The organism is Alkaliflexus imshenetskii DSM 15055 (assembly GCF_000517065.1).
GTDB lineage: Bacteria > Bacteroidota > Bacteroidia > Bacteroidales > Marinilabiliaceae > Alkaliflexus > Alkaliflexus imshenetskii.
Window position 1 is genome coordinate 1796041 of the sequence record NZ_KI912105.1, and the last position, 16572, is coordinate 1812612.

General features: G+C 43.3%; 13 protein-coding genes and 1 tRNA gene. 6 read left to right on the top strand and 8 right to left on the bottom strand.

Annotated elements, in window-relative coordinates; translation table 11 throughout:
* Nucleotides 1-110 precede the first annotated feature (110 nt).
* Together ALKIM_RS17920 and ALKIM_RS0107360 are read left to right on the top strand one after the other, a co-directional pair.
* Nucleotides 111-929, top strand: coding sequence for a substrate-binding domain-containing protein (locus tag ALKIM_RS17920; protein WP_052345466.1), 819 nt, complete (start codon nucleotides 111-113; stop codon nucleotides 927-929).
* Complete coding sequence (locus tag ALKIM_RS0107360; protein WP_026474072.1) at nucleotides 926-4081, top strand: PAS domain-containing hybrid sensor histidine kinase/response regulator; 3156 nt, start codon at nucleotides 926-928, stop codon at nucleotides 4079-4081. The genes ALKIM_RS17920 and ALKIM_RS0107360 overlap by 4 nt, the downstream gene beginning before the upstream one ends.
* On the opposite strand, the gene ALKIM_RS0107365 is transcribed toward ALKIM_RS0107360, so the two are convergent.
* The 4 genes from ALKIM_RS0107365 to ALKIM_RS0107380 all read right to left on the bottom strand — a co-directional run bounded on the left by ALKIM_RS0107365 (nucleotide 4078) and on the right by ALKIM_RS0107380 (nucleotide 10229).
* Nucleotides 4078-5064, bottom strand: coding sequence for an LTA synthase family protein (locus ALKIM_RS0107365; protein WP_026474073.1), 987 nt, complete (start codon nucleotides 5062-5064; stop codon nucleotides 4078-4080). The two genes, ALKIM_RS0107360 and ALKIM_RS0107365, sit on opposite strands and share 4 nt — an antisense overlap.
* 10 nt (nucleotides 5065-5074) lie before the next feature.
* Nucleotides 5075-6346 carry a phosphoribosylamine--glycine ligase gene (gene purD / locus ALKIM_RS0107370; protein WP_026474074.1) on the bottom strand — a complete coding sequence of 424 codons (1272 nt, stop codon included), beginning with the start codon at nucleotides 6344-6346 and terminating at the stop codon, nucleotides 5075-5077.
* 183 nt (nucleotides 6347-6529) lie between these two features.
* Complete coding sequence (locus ALKIM_RS0107375; RefSeq protein ID WP_044117799.1) at nucleotides 6530-7192, bottom strand: polysaccharide deacetylase family protein; 663 nt, start codon at nucleotides 7190-7192, stop codon at nucleotides 6530-6532.
* The gene (locus ALKIM_RS0107380) at nucleotides 7152-10229 is read right to left on the bottom strand and encodes a glycosyltransferase family 117 protein (protein ID WP_026474076.1); all 3078 of its coding nucleotides are present in this window, start codon (nucleotides 10227-10229) and stop codon (nucleotides 7152-7154) included. The genes ALKIM_RS0107375 and ALKIM_RS0107380 overlap by 41 nt, the downstream gene beginning before the upstream one ends.
* 265 nt (nucleotides 10230-10494) lie before the next feature.
* Here ALKIM_RS0107380 and ALKIM_RS0107385 point away from each other — a divergent pair.
* Both ALKIM_RS0107385 and ALKIM_RS0107395 read left to right on the top strand, forming a co-directional pair.
* A tRNA-Gln gene (locus ALKIM_RS0107385) sits at nucleotides 10495-10565 on the top strand.
* Nucleotides 10566-10696: 131 nt separating this feature from the next.
* Complete coding sequence (locus ALKIM_RS0107395) at nucleotides 10697-11173, top strand: hypothetical protein (RefSeq protein ID WP_026474077.1); 477 nt, start codon at nucleotides 10697-10699, stop codon at nucleotides 11171-11173.
* 58 nt (nucleotides 11174-11231) lie between these two features.
* Here the strand turns inward: ALKIM_RS0107395 and ALKIM_RS0107400 are convergent, their stop codons facing one another.
* From ALKIM_RS0107400 to ALKIM_RS0107410, 3 genes are all read right to left on the bottom strand, one after another.
* A complete protein-coding gene (locus ALKIM_RS0107400) occupies nucleotides 11232-11837 on the bottom strand; it encodes a TlpA family protein disulfide reductase (protein ID WP_084555832.1) in 606 nt (201 codons plus the stop codon).
* Between the two features lie 148 nt (nucleotides 11838-11985).
* Nucleotides 11986-12582: a hypothetical protein gene (locus ALKIM_RS17925; RefSeq protein ID WP_157363828.1), complete on the bottom strand. Its 597-nt coding sequence runs from the start codon at nucleotides 12580-12582 to the stop codon at nucleotides 11986-11988.
* Nucleotides 12583-12662: 80 nt separating this feature from the next.
* Nucleotides 12663-13037 (bottom strand): PDDEXK family nuclease, encoded by a 375-nt coding sequence (locus ALKIM_RS0107410; RefSeq protein WP_026474079.1) that lies wholly within the window; start codon nucleotides 13035-13037, stop codon nucleotides 12663-12665.
* A gap of 122 nt (nucleotides 13038-13159) precedes the next feature.
* Between ALKIM_RS0107410 and ALKIM_RS0107415 the strand changes: the two genes are divergently transcribed.
* Nucleotides 13160-13573 (top strand): hypothetical protein, encoded by a 414-nt coding sequence (locus ALKIM_RS0107415; RefSeq protein WP_026474080.1) that lies wholly within the window; start codon nucleotides 13160-13162, stop codon nucleotides 13571-13573.
* A 19-nt stretch (nucleotides 13574-13592) separates the two neighbouring features.
* On the opposite strand, the gene pyrH is transcribed toward ALKIM_RS0107415, so the two are convergent.
* Entirely contained in the window at nucleotides 13593-14300 is a 708-nt protein-coding gene (pyrH, locus tag ALKIM_RS0107420; protein ID WP_026474081.1) for a UMP kinase, read from the bottom strand.
* A 272-nt stretch (nucleotides 14301-14572) separates the two neighbouring features.
* Here pyrH and ALKIM_RS19210 point away from each other — a divergent pair, with 272 nt between their 5' ends.
* Nucleotides 14573-16507 carry a tetratricopeptide repeat protein gene (locus tag ALKIM_RS19210; protein WP_162148801.1) on the top strand — a complete coding sequence of 645 codons (1935 nt, stop codon included), beginning with the start codon at nucleotides 14573-14575 and terminating at the stop codon, nucleotides 16505-16507.
* Nucleotides 16508-16572 lie beyond the last annotated feature (65 nt).

Consider the following 16572-nt stretch of genomic DNA (forward strand, 5'->3'; position numbering starts at 1 on the left):
GCCGATATTGTCTGACAATGCCATCCATTGACGTATACCCCGGCAGACAACAATAAAGGTTTTACATGATTTTTAAATCGTTACACGTCATCGTGGGAAAAACCGGTTGTATGAAAGCGTCTTTAATTCTAATCAGTCTTCTATTGCTTGTTGGATGTCGACAAAGGTTGGCAAACAACCATCCTTATATTGAGGGTCCGCCAGAGCTTATCATTTATTGTGAGAATGGCATGGTGGCACCCGTTATGGAGATAACGGCATGGTTCGAATCACATTATAAATGTATTATCCGCATACAAAATGGCAACGCGCGGGATCTTACCGGGCAAATCATTCAATCAGGGAAGGGAGATATTTTTATTCCTGACAGCTATTTTGGACTGCAACAACTGCGTATGGATGCAGGGCATATAATTCTGGATTCTATTTTTTTGGGTACCAACAGCCTAATTTTAATTGTTCCACCAGGCAATCCGGAAATGGTAAATGGCGCTCTGTGTGCACTTATCAACAACAACCACGTTGTTATGATTGCCAATCCGGAATCGAGCTCACTGGGACATGAAACCCGGCTTCTGCTCGAACAGGACAATTTATATAATCAGGTAATTGCCAATGTTTCACAACTGGCACCCGACAGCAGACGACTCATACGCAGTGTGAACAACAAAGAGGCTACCTTAGCCATTGACTGGCGTTCCAGCTATCTTACCAATCACCACTATACACTGGTTGATACCATCTCCTTACATGCTGCTTATCCATCGCCCAAAGTTTATGCATCAATACTAAAGCACACCGAAAACCCGGGATTGGCATATTCATTTATGGCTTTTCTTAGTTCCCCTCAGGGAATCGATCTTTTTGCCAAATATGGAATTACGCGGGCCAGAAATGCGGCAATTAACTTATATCAAACAGCACAATGAGATTTAATTTTCCGGAAAAAACAGCCACTCGATTAAAAAGATACCTTCCGGGTAATTTACAACCCGAGTTTTCCCAATTCATTAAAGAGCCTGTTATTAATAAGCTGTTTGGACTGCTCGGGATTTTCTTCGTGACCATTCTTACCATTCTTACCATCGAAAACTATTTTGACAAAAACTACACGCTACGCTACCAGCAAACCATTAGAAATCAAGAGCAAAAACAAAAACTGGCATTTATTCTGAAAGAGCAGCTTATGAACATACAGCTCGACTTCAGATATTACCAAACCGCAAACACCCAGCGCCAGCTGAGCACGCTTCACGAACAAATCAGAAACCGCATCGAAGAATCATACTTTATTCTGAAGATAATTGATGAAGGCGGCACCTTCACATATCGTAATACGGTAAACCTGCCGATGAACGATGAGATAACGGAAATCATATCTTACACAAACGATTACTATACAGGCTCCATTTCGGAGGTGCGCGACCTTTTTCCACCAATAAGTGATTTGCAATCGCTCTCAACAAGGATATCCACAACCATAAGAAAATGGATTGAAAGTGAGGATTTTTCGAAGGAAGAGATGGGAGCTACCATCGATTTCTATCTGAAACAGGCCGACAGCATTTTTGAGCGCATCTATGAAACAGAAAGGAAAATTGCATACGACATACAAAAAAACGTAGTTGCAGTTAACAACACCAGTGTAAATGTGTTGGGACGATACAACAAGCTGAAATATATCAGTCTGATAGTTTTTAGTCTTTTCGCCGGATTTATAACTTACATACTTATAATTCAGATTTCACGTATCATTCTTTTCCGCAAACGTGCCGAGGAGGAGAGCAAGAAACTATTGATGGCCGTAGAACAAAGCCCGGTGGCAATAATGATTACAAACACCAGAGGCATCACAGAATATGTGAATGAATCGTTTGTTAAGAAAACCGGATATGAAAAGCAGGAAGCCATTGGCCGTAAGCCCTACTTTTTTAGTAATCATGGGATATATGACTTTTCGCAGGTGATGATGACCACCATACAAGCGGGCAATGTTTGGTCGGGCGATGTGGAGACCCGCAACAAAACCGGGCGGCTCTACTGGGAAAGAATCCAGATATCGCCGGTTTTTAATGAGTTCAACACCATTTCTAACTTCATAATTATACGGGAAGATATAACCGAAAAGAAACAACTTACCCAGTCGCTGAACGAATCACTGAACAATCTGCAAACCATAACAGAAAACCTTCCTGTGGGAATTTTAATCTCAGATGACAACCAGGAGATTATTCAAATTAACCAGACCGCAGCAGACATAATGGGGTTTCTCACTCCCGAAAAAGCGCTTGAATATATTAAACTTAAGGGTTACAGCCAGCTATTTGAAAAGACCAATCACAAAACCGAAACAAAAACCATTGGCGACATAGAGGTTGTTTCTCAGGAAGAGCGGCTCTCGATTGCGCAAAACAACGTATCACGCACCATTCTAAAAAATATTATCCCAATTAGCCTTAACAAACGTTCAGTGAAGCTGGAAGCATTCATGGACATTACTGCCCAAAAAGAGATGCAGCGAAAAGAAACAGAAGCCAACAAAGCCAAGTCGGATTTTCTGGCAAACATGAGCCACGAAATTAGGACGCCGATGAATGGCATTGTGGGTGCTGCTGAACTGCTTTCGCAGAGCCGACTTAACAACGAGCAGCGCAACACACTCGAGGTTATATCCAAATCGTGTGACAACCTTCTGAACATCATCAACGATATACTGGACTTCTCAAAAATAGAAGCCGGTAAAATGAATATTGAAAACTATCCGTTCAACCTTAAATCTACCGTAGAATACCTGACGGATCAAATATCGTTTAAAGCAAATAAAAAACAGCTTGAGGTTGGGGTGTCAATTGATGATAAAATCCCTTCGGTGCTTATCGGCGATGAAGGACGGCTAATCCAAATTTTAATAAATCTGTTGGGCAATGCTGTCAAATTTACCAATCAGGGAGAAATCCTTCTTCGCATTGACTCAGAAAAAAACGGCGACGATACATGGTGGCTTCATTTTAGGATTGAGGACTCAGGTATTGGCATACCACCTGAAAAACTCGAGAAAATATTTGAATCATTCACACAGGCCGATGGTTCAACCACTCGCAGATACGGTGGCACAGGCTTAGGAACCAGCATCTCAAAAATGCTTACCGAACTAATGGGTGGTCGCATTTGGGTAGAGAGCCCCAACCCCAGGATAGAAACACCTTCAGACCAGCCGGGAACCATTTTCCACGTTGTGCTCCCTTTTAGATGCGACATTCAAAACAGTGAAATAGAGAAATTCCCGGAACAGTTCAACGCGCTAAAAATCCTTTTACTGGAGAATCATCACACCAACATATTGCTGATGAACAAGACCCTGCGTAATTGGGGTTTGAAACCCCGAATTTCGGTACATCGTGACGAAGCACTCGACATTCTCAGAAGCGAGCAGGACTTTGACCTCATTATTGCTGATTGCAGTCTATTGCAAGGATTCGAAAAGGCTTTTCATGATGAACTGTTGCAAGTTTCAAAAAAAACGAAGCAGATACTACTGGTTACAGAGTTTAGACATGTTTATAAATGCTTTGACAAAACAATTCTGAAACCCATAAAACAGTCGGCACTGCGAACAGCAATTTTTGAACTCTTTTACCCGCAGTGGGGTAACAACACAGAGGATAATTGCCAAAATAACTCACCGGATGATTGCCAAAATGGTCACAGAACCATTTTACTGGTTGAAGACAATCCCATAAACCAGAAAATTGCAGAAAAAATGCTTACCCGTCTCCATTATGAAGTAATCATTGCCCAAAACGGACAAGATGCTGTTGATTTTATTGCCACCGAAAAAAAACAGATCGACCTGATTTTAATGGACATTCAGATGCCTATGCTTAATGGTTTGGATGCGACACGGATATTGAGGAACCGGGGAGTATATATTCCCATTGTAGCCATGACTGCTAATGCTTTAAAAGGCGACCGAGAGGCTTGTATCGATGCGGGGATGAATGATTATCTGGGTAAACCGGTGAAAATGGAGATGCTTGAAACAACCTTAAAACGTTGGCTCGGTATGCAAAAAACAGATTAATAAAGGAAAAACTGCCCGATAACGGTTAAACAAACCAATAAAAGAAAACCGATCTCCTTTATCCATACAGACTTAATCCTTTCGAGCCAAAACGCCACCGTGACGGAGGCTCCAACAGCGGCCAAAGGAATCAGCTCCATACTGAAAAAGGGCGTAAGCACTGCGGCTCCGGCAAGTAGAATTATCCAGATAAACACTCTGAAGTAGAAGCGCACAATCACCTTCTGAACGGACATATACCGGACAACTGAGAGTATGGAAACAGCCAATATGGCAATAACAAAACTCATGTAAATGTGCGAAACAACAGTATGGTTATACTGACCGGGGTTGGTGATGAGATTCTCTTTTAACACCAGAATAAACCAAACGCCCTTCTCGAAATAGAAGTAATAAACAAAACTGGCTACAAAGGGGAAAAGTAGCCCAAAAAACGAGGCCACAAGACTTGACAAACTGCCAATCCTGAGAATACCAATGGTTACTATCAATATTGGGAGAAAGAAAAGACCTTTGGCGTAAAACAAGCTGCCAACGCCCAACAGAAATGCAGCATCAAAACATCCTACTGCATGGTTTCTCTGGTTAACTGTGGCAAATAACCGCTCAATGGCCAACACAAAAAAGAATACAAAAAACCATACCGGATTTAACTTCTGCACAGATAAAAAGGCGCCTGATAACAACCCAAAAATCAACAGCGGCATCATGCTTTGGTGCTGTAACATGCCATATCGGGCCACCATCCGGTTTACCGAAAAACCGGTGAGTAAGGCTAGCAGAAAAGTGCCGGTAGCTGCAGTGTATTTTGAATAACCAAAATAGGGCAGCACAAATGCATCCCACAGCGGCATTGCCGGATTGTCGAGCGATGTGATGTGGACGATATCCACGAAAAAAAATCTCAACCACAATGCCAGCACCAGAAAAGGTGCCAGTATTACGATTGAAATGTCATTTTTATGTAAAAATCTGAATAGCATACGCACTCATTTACATCAGGTCAAACCCAATATCTTTACGGAAATATTTTCCCTGATAATGAATTTTTGACGCATTCTTGAGAGATAATACGCGGGCCTCATCGATTGAGGGAGCCATTGATGTTATCGCAATTACACGCCCTCCGGCGGTAACAACTTTATCAGACTTGATGGCGGTACCGGCATGAAACACATGACTGCCATCCACTTTAGCCAAATCTGAAATTTCTATACCCTTCTCATAATCGCCCGGATAACCGCCTGACACCAATACGACAGTAACCGCTTTGCGACTATCTGTTTCGGTTCTATGAGATTTGAGCTTGCCCTTGTGCAAATCGATGAAGAGTTCAACAATGTCATTTTTCAAGCGAGGCAAAACAGCTTCGGTTTCAGGGTCGCCCATACGCACGTTGTACTCAATCACATAAGGATCATTGCCAACTTTTATAAGCCCGAAAAAGATAAAACCACGATATGAGATCTCCTCCTCCTGAATGCCATTTACCGTTGGCCGGATGATACGGTTCTCGATCTTCTCCATGAATGCTGCATCGGCAAAAGGAACCGGTGAAACTGCGCCCATGCCGCCTGTGTTAAGACCTGAGTCGCCTTCGCCTATACGCTTGTAATCTTTGGCTTCGGGTAAGATAAAGTAATCGTTGCCATCGGTGAGCACAAAAACAGATAATTCGATGCCGCTCAAAAACTCCTCGATGACCACTGTATTGCCTGCCGCACCAAACTTTCCGCCAAGCATCCTGTCCAGCTCTGCACAAGCTTCATCATAATCATCGATGATTAGCACCCCTTTGCCAGCAGCAAGCCCATCAGCCTTGAGGACGTAAGGAGCCTTCAGCCCCTTCATGAAAGCCTTCCCGTCGCTGCAAGTTTTGGCCGAAACAGCCAGGTAACGTGCTGTAGGAATATCGTGACGCATCATAAATTGCTTGGCAAAATCCTTGCTGCCTTCGAGCATGGCACCTTGTTTCGAAGGGCCAACAACCATAAGCCCCTTCAGTTCAGGATCGCTCTCTAAAAAATCAACCACTCCTCTAACCAAAGGCTCTTCGGGGCCAACAACCACCATTTTTATGCCCTTTGCAATCACCACATCCTTTACAGCCTGAAAATCATTGGGGTTGACAGCCAGATTTTCGCCGATAGCGAGTGTGCCTGCATTTCCAGGTGCAAAATAGATTTTATCGCATAGGGGACTAAGTTTAATCTTCCATCCAAAGGCATGCTCTCTGCCACCGGAGCCCAAAATCAGAATATTCATCCGTGTATAATTTGTTTAAGTTATTGGTTAGCACGATGTTTCATGAACAGATTCACATCTGCATCAAGATGCTATCGAACTCGGATATTTTATACGTCTTTAACCATCTCATTTAATGCAATTAGACTTAACTGTAATGTGTTAAGATGTAGTCTAGTCTTGCCAAAAAAAGTACAACACCTTTCATTTGATTACATCCATGGTGTATCCTTGATCACTTAGAGACTTAAGAATACGAGGCAAGGCATTCTCGAGTCGCGGCCAGGCTTTAAGCGAATCGTGAAATACAATAACAGATCCTGGCTTAACACGAGTGACTACATTGTTGAACACATCATCGGCAGTCAAACTGGCATCATAATCCATCGACAGGATATCCCACATAACAATCTTACTAAACTTACGTCGCAGTGCAGGTATCATCCACGGAAAAAGCTGCCCATGCGGCGGACGAAACAAATTTGAATTCACCAAACTTGTGCACATATCGATGCTCTTATGATACTCTTTCAGTGATACGGACCATGCCTTTGAATGGTAAAAAGTATGGTTTCCCACAGCCATGTCACTATCAGCCAGCAAGCCAAAAACGTTGGGATGCTTCTGCACATTGTCGCCAACACAAAAAAAAGTAGCCTTGGCTCCATACTGCCTGAGTTTATCCACAACCCAAGGCGTAACTTCTGGTATGGGGCCGTCGTCAAAAGTGATGAACACGCGCTTACTGTTAACCGGTATGCGCCAGATTGTAGAAGGAAACAACCACCTGAAAACAAGTGGTGGTTTAACCTTCCAACTATGGCTTTTAACCTTGGAAGAATCCAAGTCTCTGGAAAATAACTTCATACTTTCCTTCCAATTCCCTGATTAGTTCATCTCGTCCAAAATATCTGAGGGTACGCATCACTTCGGAATAGATGGCAATGTTGCGTTGAATTTCGCTCATTGAACCGGCACGCAACGCAGGACGCAGAGATGTGAAGAAACCAAGCTCCTGAAGGTTTTCGATTGCCAAATCGCGGGTAATGTCATCACCTTTTTCCATTTCATCAGCTTCAAAATAGGCTTCGGCCAGGAAAAGTGAGAAATAGTTGTGAGGCACACGCGGATGCGGCAACACCTCCATGGTTTTGTCCAGAACCTTAACAGCTTTCTCTACCTGTCCTTCTTCGATTAAGGCGGTTGCAAGGCGCGAAAGGTTGTTGCGTATATTCATTGCCATTCTCAAATGGTTCTCATCCAGATATACTCTGGGGTCGTTCCATCCATCAAAAATGAACTTGTTCATCACATTGTCATACATTTTCTCTGTATCAACCCGGCCTGTTTGACCATCAGAGCCTTCGGCACGGATGGGCACTACCTGATAACCAAAACCTTCGAGCTGAAAATAGGGCTCCAAACCCACATAGTTTTCTGTGCCAACAGTTACAGCAAAATAGATAGGACGCTCCCACTCCATGTGTGCCAGCAAATCGAGCACCATCACCTCATTCTTCAGAATGCGTTCCTTGTTAACATCCACATACATGAGCGAGTCAATAAGATGCTCGTAACGTGGGCTTACCAGTCCGTTATCCATGATTCTATTGCGGTCAGCACGAAACAAGAATGATTTTGAAGGCAGATACTCAACTCTTCCGCTGTAATTAGGAACCTGCTTGGTTCGAGGGTTTTCACTGGCCAGAAACTGCATGGCCTCCTTCATATCCACATAGCCCTCAATACGATCGAGCATATACACTATGTCGCGCGTGCCAACCCGGTATTGTGATTTTTCGAGTGAAAATGGCAATGGATCTGACAGATAAGCTCTACGCTTCATCTGATCGATGTACCAGTCCGTTTGCAGGTAACTTAAGTTACACACACGCACGTCGGTACGAACGCCTTCAACCTCTTGTGCATACCACAACGGGAAGGTGTCATTGTCGCCATTGGTGAAGATAACACCGTTTTCGCCAACAGTATTGAGATAGTTAAAAGCCAGGTCACGTGCAATGGTACGATGCGAACGGTCGTGATCGTCCCAGTTCTCCATGGCCATGATACCCGGCACCAACAGCAATGAGCCGGTGAATGCGATGGCAGTAGCAGGAATGCCGGGAAGTACCCTTCTTAATCCGTCCACAAGCGCTAGCACACCCAAACCAATCCATATTGCAAAGGCATAAAAGGAGCCTGCATAAGCATAATCCCTCTCACGAGGCTGCAATGGTGTTTGATTCAGATAAATTACAATGGCCAGTCCGGTGAAGAAAAACAGCAACATTACTACCCAAAAATCACGCTTACCTTTTTTCCCGGCACCATATTGAAAGAGAAGTCCAAGAATACCTAGAAGCAGAGGCAACATATAATATGTATTACGTCCCGGATTATTCTTTAGTGTATCAGGTAGTTTTGACTGATCGCCGTACATCAGGTTATCCAGAAATGGAATTCCTGAAATCCAGTTACCACGGTGTATCTCGCCATGCCCTTGAATGTCATTTTGACGACCGGCAAAATTCCACATAAAATAGCGGAAATACATGTAGCGAACCTGATAGTTGAAAAAGAACTTAAGATTTTCGTAAAAAGTAGGAAGCTGAATGGTTGTAGGACGACCCGAATCATCGGTTACCGAAACGGGGCGCCCTTTAATGTCGGCCCACCGCTTGTACTCGTCAATGTGTCTGGGATCGCGACTGTGCATACGTGGGAAAAACGTGGTTGTGCGATCATCAAACTTATAATTGGGACGCGAATCCACAATCTCATACTTACCATCTATTTGTGCATAAATGGGACGCCCCTTATCTCCTTCCATGGCATTCCAATCGAGTGGCGAGTTATAATACTGGCCAACAATTAGGGGTCGGTCACCATACTGTTCACGGTTTAGATATGACATGAGCGTGAAAACATCCTCGGGCGAGTTTTGATCCATGGTTGGGTTGGCTGCCGAACGTATCACAATCATCGCAAAAGAAGAATAACCCATGATGATAACGGCAACACCGGTCAATATGGTGTTAAAAATGGGCTTCTGCTTCTTATAGGTATAGTATATACCATAACACAAGAGACTGATTCCCATAGTAGCGTAAACTATTACCCCACTCTTGTATCCAAACCCTAAACCATTCACAAAGAACAACTCGAACCAGGAGGCCACCTTAACAACTCCGGGGATAATGACATACAGGATAGAGCCTAAAAGAACTGCTGCAATAGCCAGCGCCTTAGCTGTATTTTTGCGGGTTATCTCATACTTCTTGTAATAATAAACCATTACAATAGCCGGAATGGCCAGAAGGTTGAGCAAGTGCACCCCGATGGACAAACCCATAAGGTAAGCAATAAGAATTAACCAGCGGTTTGAGTGCGGCTGATCAGCTACATTCTCCCATTTGAGGATGGCCCAGAAAACAACCGCAGTGAAGAGTGACGACATGGCATACACTTCACCCTCCACGGCCGAAAACCAAAAAGTATCTGAAAAAGTATAGGCCATAGCACCCACAAATCCGGAAGCCAATACCGCCCACATACGCCAGGATTCCTCCTTCGTCTCTTCGTCCATAAAAATTTTACGTGCCAGGTGGGTAATGGTCCAGAACAGAAATGCAATGGTAAAAGCACTGGCCAGTGCCGACATAATATTTATGGTAATGGCCACTTTGGTAACATCAGGGGCAAAAAGTGTGAAAAATCTCCCCACAATCATAAAAAACGGGGCTCCCGGGGGGTGCCCAACCAGTAATTTATACGATGCGGAGATAAACTCACCACAGTCCCAAAAACTGGTTGTAGGTTCTATGGTAAGAATATAAACCACGGCCGAAACCAGAAAGGCCAGCCATCCAAAAAGATTGTTGTAACGAGAATATCTTTGCATAACACTTAAATTTCAGTCTCTTAAACCAGAGTGTAATTATCCTGATTGCCAAAAATACAATAATCTTATAAAAATCAGGTTAAAAATCGATGTCATATATGGGAAAGAACGTTTAAAATCGGACAATTAAATGACAATAAACCACTTATTATCCAGCGAAACAGAAAACCACAATCTTTTTGATTTTTTTGGTTCATTTTTTTGGTGAATAAGGTGAAAAGATTCTATATTTGCATCGCTTTTGAAAAGACAAAGCACGTGAGTTTGTCCTGTGGTGTAACGGTAGCACAGATGGTTTTGGTCCATCTAGTCAGGGTTCGAATCCTTGCGGGACAACTAAAAAAACCTCCAGTAATATGGAGGTTTTTTTTTACCCGTTAGCCAACATTATATTGATGGCATAGGATTTGAGCAAAAGAAGCCATATTTTGTTAATCTTAATAATTACAAACATAAACTATAATACAATGAAAAAGCTGGGATTAATTGCACTTGTTTTTTTACTTCTAGCACCAATAGCTTCTGTAGCCGCTCAGGACAGAGCCATCGGTCTTCGATTTGGTGGAGGAAACTTTGTAGGCGCTGAAATTTCTTATCAGACTCCATTTGGCCGTGACCGATTGGAACTTGACTTGGGAATTAAAAGCACAAACCACTGGAGCTATTGGAATCTAACCGGTATTTATCAGTGGGTAATGCCCATTGAAGCAGGTTTTAACTGGTATCTTGGCCTTGGCCCTTCGTTGGGAAACAGTAGTTATTCCGGGCCATACGAGAGAAAAGATGGCGTTTATCTGGCTTTGGCACTTAATGCCGGTATAGAATATAACTTTGCTGAGATACCTCTTCAACTATCTATTGACACCCGACCTGAATTGGTTCTTGTTGATGTAGATTCAAGAGGATGGTTTGGACTGGCGCTTGGAGTGCGCTACAAGTTCTAATCATCAAGCGAAGCAAACAGATAGAGCGCAGGATTGAAATCTCAATCCTGCGCTTTTTTTATTGCTGACTAAGACGATCCATTAGCCTGAAAACCTTTTTTGAATCCCAGCGGGCTGCACCGGTTTTATACAACACAATGCGTCCGCCAGCACCTATCACAAACGTTGTTGGCAACACAGAAGATTCAAAAGCATCGGGCACAGGCCCTGCGTGTGCATACAAAGGCAAATCGTACCCGCGCCGTTCCATAAAGGCCTTTACCACATCCGGGTTTTCATTGCTGATAAAGATAAAATGCACTTTATCGCGATATTGATTATAGAGATTTTGAATTGATGGCAGCTCGGCAATACAGGGGGGACACCATGTGGCCCAATAGTTTATAAAAACAGGCTTGCCTTCAAAATCCTTCAGATTAAAGAATTCACCATCATAACTCATCACACTAAACTGCCAATCATCGTCATCCAGAAAAATGGTTTTAGCCGATTCCCGAGGCGATATTAAGGTCTGGCGCACCACAAAGGAGGACATAGTGCGCCGGCTGGCCGGAATCACCATCGCCAGTATCAATAAAAGGAAGAGAAAGTCGAACATTATGCTCCACCAACGTTTTCTACTTTTATAGCTTTGCCACTTACGGATAAAGAAGTCTCGTATCATGTATCTAAAATTTGGATTTTAATTACCACAACTTGTCCCGACTTATCGGGAGCGATCAGCGGATAAACGCTCCACTGTATGCATATAGTTTACGCAGAGCTCGTTTCAGAGAATCACTGTTCTAATTCAACAAGATACCAAAATTGTTTCACTTAAAAACCAACCATTGTGGCCAGGCAAATGTTTTGTATGTTTTGCCGTTAACTTGCTCAATGCCTGCCGAAACACGGTTGTATCCTTTCAAATCGCCAACTTTATCATAAAACTGGCCCACATCAACCACCAGAGCATGGCTGATGCCCGGCATCAAGGTAAGCGGAAAAAATTCATTGTTGATTCTAAAAGTACGAACTTTTGAGCCTTTCCTGAAATATATCTCGGGCTGCTTAAAAGTTCTGCTTTCTGATGTGTTGTTGCAAATGGTGATTCGAATACGCAAACTGCCTGTGGCCTTATCGCGAAACAGCTTTGTTTTAAACGAGACCCACTGTGGCAATATAAGAGAGAACCATCCCTTTAGATAGATAAAACGAATGGCATAAATCAAACCGGCCAGAAAAATCACCAAGGTCAACAGTGAACTGCCACGACCTCTGGTTGAGATGCCGCGCTGTTGGATAATTTCATCATAGCTTTTTAACTTACTGCCATCAACTTCAGGTGAAGCTACTAAACTTTCAGTGGTAACTGATTCGACTGTGGATTTGCCCTGACGAGGCATTATTACGCGTCCGCATTGGTGCATGACAAAGAAAAAAACCAACACAGACAACACAAACAATCGATTTCGTCTCCAAATTCGCTCAATTTCTGTATCATCGTTACTTATTGTGGAAAAGGTAACAGACCATTGTAGTTGATATAGAATTCGCCACCAAGCTCAGGACGACCCATCTCCTCGTCCGTTTCACCATTGGCATTGGCAACGCCAACGCTGGCAAAACGGCACACTGCCTTGTGGCGCAAAGCGTGCATAGAGACTTTTGCGGCCACTTCGGGCGTAAGCACTCCCATTTGCGGATAGGTAGCTGTTCTAACCACAATGAAATAGAGCGTATCACTCTTGCGTGCCAGAATCTGAGGATTCACATCCATCTCCTTACGTACATTGAGCACTTCATAACCTTGATCAACAAGATCCTTATAAACTACTCTTATTCCAAAAAAATGTAGCTCCTCCCCGTTCATTGGTTTTCCCATTCTTTACTGATTATTTGCTGCGTTTCAATCAATCATTTATAAATTAATATCTGAAAAACGCTCTTTGGTTTTTTTAACGCTGGCCACCCATTTATAACAATAAAGCTTTGTAACTTTGCCGCATGTGGATCATCATTTTAAGTATAATAGTGGTTTTTGCGCTTACCTGGTTTGGAACCCGAATGGCCTCATCAGGTAAAAAAGAACAGACTGTCGAGGTTGTGCAAGTTCCCGATGCCGACTGCTGCGGCGCCCATGAGGTTTGCGACAAAGAAACCCTTCTCTCCTCATCTGATGAAATTGTTTATTACGATGACGAAGAGTTGGATGCATTCCGATTTAAACCTTCATCAGACTACGCACCCTCCGAAATAGAAACCTTCAGAGAGGTTCTTTACACCATGCGTGATGATGATGTTGCAGGCTGGCTCCGGAGTTTACAACTTCGCAACATAGCCCCTCCGGCCATTGTCCGCGAAGAGGCGCTTATGATTGTGGCCGATATCCGTGACATTATTCGTCGAGGGCGTCAATAACAATCTGTTCAGCCTTACTTTATGGATGCACCAGTGTTCCAATCTTTTCGCCGGACAACACCTTTTTAAGGTTGCCCTTCACATCCATATTGAACACCATCACAGGCAGATTATTTTCCTTACACATGGCAGTGGCTGTGAGATCCATAATCTTTAGCCCACGGTTATATACCTCATCAAAACTTATGGTGTCAAACTTAACAGCAGACGGATCCTTTTCGGGATCGGCGGTGTAGACACCATCTACCCGGGTACCCTTCAGCATCACATCGGCCTCAATTTCGATTCCTCTGAGCGAGGATCCTGTATCGGTGGTGAAATATGGATTTCCGGTACCTCCGGCCAATATCACAACTTCTCCATTCTTTAGCGCCTCCATGGCAATAGGCTTAGCGTAATACTCACCAACTGGTTCCATTCGAATGGCTGTAAGCACCCTTGCTTTTATATTTAATCCATTAAGTGCCGATGCAAGTGCCAATGCATTAATTACTGTAGCAAGCATTCCCATCTGATCACCTTTGTATCGGTCAAAACCCTTTGAGGCACCACTTAAGCCGCGGAAAATATTGCCGCCGCCAATCACGATTCCAACCTGAATGCCCATCGCATTAACTTCGGCTATCTGCTCTGCATAATCGTTTAGCCGCACCGGATCAATGCCATAACCTTGTTCGCCCATCAGCGACTCACCGCTGAGTTTTAATAAAATTCGTTTAAACTGCATATCGCACGATATTTTCCTGGTTTGCAAATTGCTTCAAAAATAGGGTATTTTTTTTGAAAAGAACATCAATATGCCAATTTCAGACCATCCCTAAACACTTTGACATCCATCAACCTATCTACTTATACGACTTTTTATCAATCATCTGATAGCCAATATTAAAAGAGATTCAAAAAAATGTAACATTTTGGTTCTCAACCAAGTTTAAATAACAGACAAATCATCATGATATGCGGGTGAGATTTAGAGATAGGTTTGTATTTGTTTGTGTTTTGATTCTATTTGCAATCAGCATTGATACAGTAAATTCGCAAATAGTTTTAAGAGATAAACATCACGGCACTTTCAGAAGAGGCATAGCCGCTGCTGATCAAAGGGATTATGGCAGGGCAATTGAGTTGTTTTCACAGATACTTACTGAATCGCCAAACCATGTTGACGCGTTGACTCAACTTGGAGTAACATTTATCGACTCCAACCAAAAGCTTGATTCTGCCATTACGGTATTTCGTAAAGTCTTAAACATTATTCCAGAACAAGATCATTTTGACCCATTTGGTATTTACGTGCAACAAATGATGGCACGCGCCTACAGTTTGCGCCATGAACCGGACAAAGCCCTGGATATTTTGCATTACTTAAAAGATTCGACAAGCTTTGATGATTTGCTGCTGGAAATAACCCATGACATAAAACAAGCAACCAATGCAAGAATCCTTTTAAACAATCCGATAGCACTGAAAATCACAAATCCAGGCGACAATATAAACTCATTTTACGATGATCACAGCCCGCTTGTATGTCTTACCGGCAAACGGATGTTCTTTACCTCTCGCCGTCCGGTAGGTAGAGACAGACTGCTACCCGACGGTCAATACCCGGAAAACATCTTCATGTCGGAATTTGATGGCGAAAATTGGCAAACACCAATACCAATTCCGGAACTAATCAAACGTAACGAACACGCATCTATCCTATCCTTATCCCCTGATGGGGAACAGTTATTCCTTTATAAAACCGAAGGTGGATTAACAAAGAACATATACGTTAGCCAACTTATCAACAACAAATGGCAGGAACCGGTAAAACTTCCGGCACCAATTAATTCTGCCTGGGACGAAACCCATGCCAGCCTCTCACCCGACCAAAGCACACTCTATTTCACAAGCAATCGGCCAGGTGGATTTGGCGGTCTGGACATCTACAGCGTGCGTAAAGATGTGTATGGCAACTGGGAAGAACCGATAAACATGGGTCCAAACATCAATTCACCTCACGACGAAGAGACTCCGATGATGCACCCCGATGGACAGACGCTCTATTTTATATCGGATGGACATGCCTCGATGGGCGGTTTTGATGTGTTCTACAGCCATAAGCTTGACGACGGACAATGGGCACAGGCCGTGAACCTTGGCTACCCCATAAACAGTGCCGATGACGACCTCTTTTTTCTTCCTACGCTCGATAAAAGCCAAGCATATATGTCGTCATACCGCTTTTCTGAAGGACATGGCCATTCCAATATTTATCAGGTAAGCTTTAGCAATGAAGAGTCCGGTTCACTTGCTGTAATTGAGGGTACAGTTAAAAATCAGGGTAACCTGCCTGTGTCACAACTGCGGATATTGGTGTGGCGCGAATCAGACAATGCCCAGGTAGGCGATTACCGACCCAACCCTGTGAGCGGAAAATACCTTTTGGTGCTTAACACAGATGAGCGTTACCGAATTCAGGAAGCAACACCAGAAACGGTTCAGGATATAGAGACCATATACCTTTCACCTGAACTTGCCTTTAACAGGATTAACAGAATCATCCTTTCGGAGGATATAAAGATGCTCTCTCCGCTCATCCCACAGAGAAACTTAGCCGTTGAAGCGCCAACCACACATGGCAGTCAAACTTCTGAAATAGTTGAACAAACGCAGAAAGCACCTGCATTTACAATCCAGATTCTTGCCTTAAGTAAGCAAAAACGGGCGCACACAACGTATTTACGCGGGCTGGAGGCTGAGCTTATAAAAACCTTTCGAGGCGATGATGGCTATCTTCGTTACGTATATGGGCAATTCGAAAGTGAAACCGAAGCCAAAAATCATCTTGCCAGAATACAAAGAAACGGCCGTTTTCAAGATGCCTGGATACGTGAACTATCAGTTCTTGAAGAGCTTTCATCCAAACAGGATGTAGCGCTGGTTAAATAACCAGTTGCATACATGATGCCCTAATTGGGAAAATTACAGCTCACATTGAAGATTGATTGACGACT